This is a genomic window from Embleya sp. NPDC056575 (genome assembly GCF_042793325.1).
In the GTDB taxonomy this organism is placed as follows: domain Bacteria; phylum Actinomycetota; class Actinomycetes; order Streptomycetales; family Streptomycetaceae; genus Embleya.
On the sequence record NZ_JBHTVA010000172.1, the window covers coordinates 1 to 1,575 of the forward strand.

At 66.4% G+C, this 1,575-nt stretch carries 3 protein-coding genes; all 3 read right to left on the minus strand.

Features of this window, described 5'->3' with window-relative positions:
* Positions 1-109: 109 nt before the first annotated feature.
* On the minus strand, positions 110-640 hold the full coding sequence (locus ACFRCG_RS48485) for a transposase (protein ID WP_380043057.1): 531 nt from the start codon (positions 638-640) through the stop codon (positions 110-112).
* Positions 637-1,176, minus strand: a complete 540-nt coding sequence (locus ACFRCG_RS48490; RefSeq protein ID WP_380043055.1) for a winged helix-turn-helix domain-containing protein — start codon at positions 1,174-1,176, stop codon at positions 637-639. The genes ACFRCG_RS48485 and ACFRCG_RS48490 overlap by 4 nt, the downstream gene beginning before the upstream one ends.
* A 78-nt stretch (positions 1,177-1,254) precedes the next feature.
* The coding region (locus ACFRCG_RS48495; RefSeq protein ID WP_380043056.1) for an RIO1 family regulatory kinase/ATPase at positions 1,255-1,575 on the minus strand (321 nt) is incomplete at its 5' end.

The following is a 1,575-nucleotide window of genomic DNA, read 5'->3' on the forward strand; positions in this document are numbered from 1 at the left end:
ATCCATGGCCGAGACTGTCGCTTTCCCACGACCAGACCAACGAGCACCCAAGCCGAGAGTCACATGCTCGACAGCTTCTGTTACTGACCTTTTCGAGGGGTTGTCGCTGTCAGTGGGGCGGGGGTGGCAGTCCAGTTCCGGTGAGGCAGCCGTCGATGAGCCGGGGGCTGCGTTGGATGTGACGCATGCCGGAACGGACGGCCCTGACCAAGTGGTCTCGGTCGGCGAAGACGACGTTGGCGGTCGTGGAGCGTCGCAGCAGTGACCAGATGCCTTCGACAGGGTTGAGGTCGGGAGCGTAGGTGGGCAGCTGGATGATGGTGAGCCAGTCCTGTCCGGCCGCCCATTGCCGTAACGCGGCGCTGCGATGGACGTTGAGATTGTCCCAGATCACGACGATGGGGCCGCCGAGCTGGAGGTGGGCCCGCACGATCAGGTCGCGGTAGTCCTGCCAGGTGAAGCCACGGTGATCGCCTCGCAGATGTCCCTGGACGCGCGGCCGGTAGATCAGCCGACTGCGTTCGCCGGTCTTGTAGCAGGCCAGGGCGGCCAGTGTGATGCGTCCTCGTGAGCCGCCGTTGAAGCGGACTGTGGGAGTGGGCCCGCGAGGGGCCCATGTGCGACTGCGGTGCGACGTCATCGAGACAGCGGCCTCGTCCTCGAAGACGAGCCAGGCCCCGAGCGCCGCGGCGGTGGCTTTGCCGACGGCCACGTCTCCTTGATCCATCCCGCGACGGCCGCGTCGTTGCGCTCGACAGCCCGTCGTGCCGGCTGACGGCATGACCAGCCGTGACAGCGCAGCAGTTCCCACACTCCACGGACGGACAACTGGACTCCCGTCACGTGCGCGAGGAGCAACTGAATGCGTGACAGCGTCCACCGCTCGTCAGGCCACCCATGGAAGACAGCCCCTTTGAGCAACTCTTCCTCGAGCGTGGCGAACTCCTCCTCGCTCACTTTGCGGGCCTTGGCCGGCCCGGAACAGAGCAGGCCGTCTCTGCCGCTATCCCGCCAGGAGTGCCTCCAGCGTTCCACCGACCGGAGGCTGACACGCAGGTCTTTGGCAATCGCTGTGTTGCTCTCACCGCGTGAGAACGCATCAGCAGCCAGCAGGCGGATCCGCTCCCGTGCCACCTGTTCATGAGGCCGGAGCCCGCCCCCTTGCGCATACCGCATGTCACGGGCTTACCGCCAAACTGACCCAACGTCACCCCCGACAACCCTTCGAAAAGGTCAGTAGCTAGCCCGCCCGGTTCAGAAGGCGTGCGCCATCAGCTCCGCGAACAGCGCGTGCTCGTCGGCCTCGAGGCCCCGCGAGCGGAACCAGCCGCAGATGTTGGCGCAGTCGCGCTGGAGGAAGTTCATTCCGTTGAGGTTGCCGACCAGGTCGACGATCTGTGGCAGGTCGATGATGACCAGCCGCTCGCCCGCCGCCAGGATGTTGTACGCCGAGAGGTCGCCGTGCACGATGCCGTTCTGCACCATCGTCGCGAGCGCGTCGGTGAGCTGCTCGAAGTACGCCGCCAGCAGCTCGGGGGAGGGTCGGGTCTGGGCGAGCCGGGGCGCGGTCTGGAC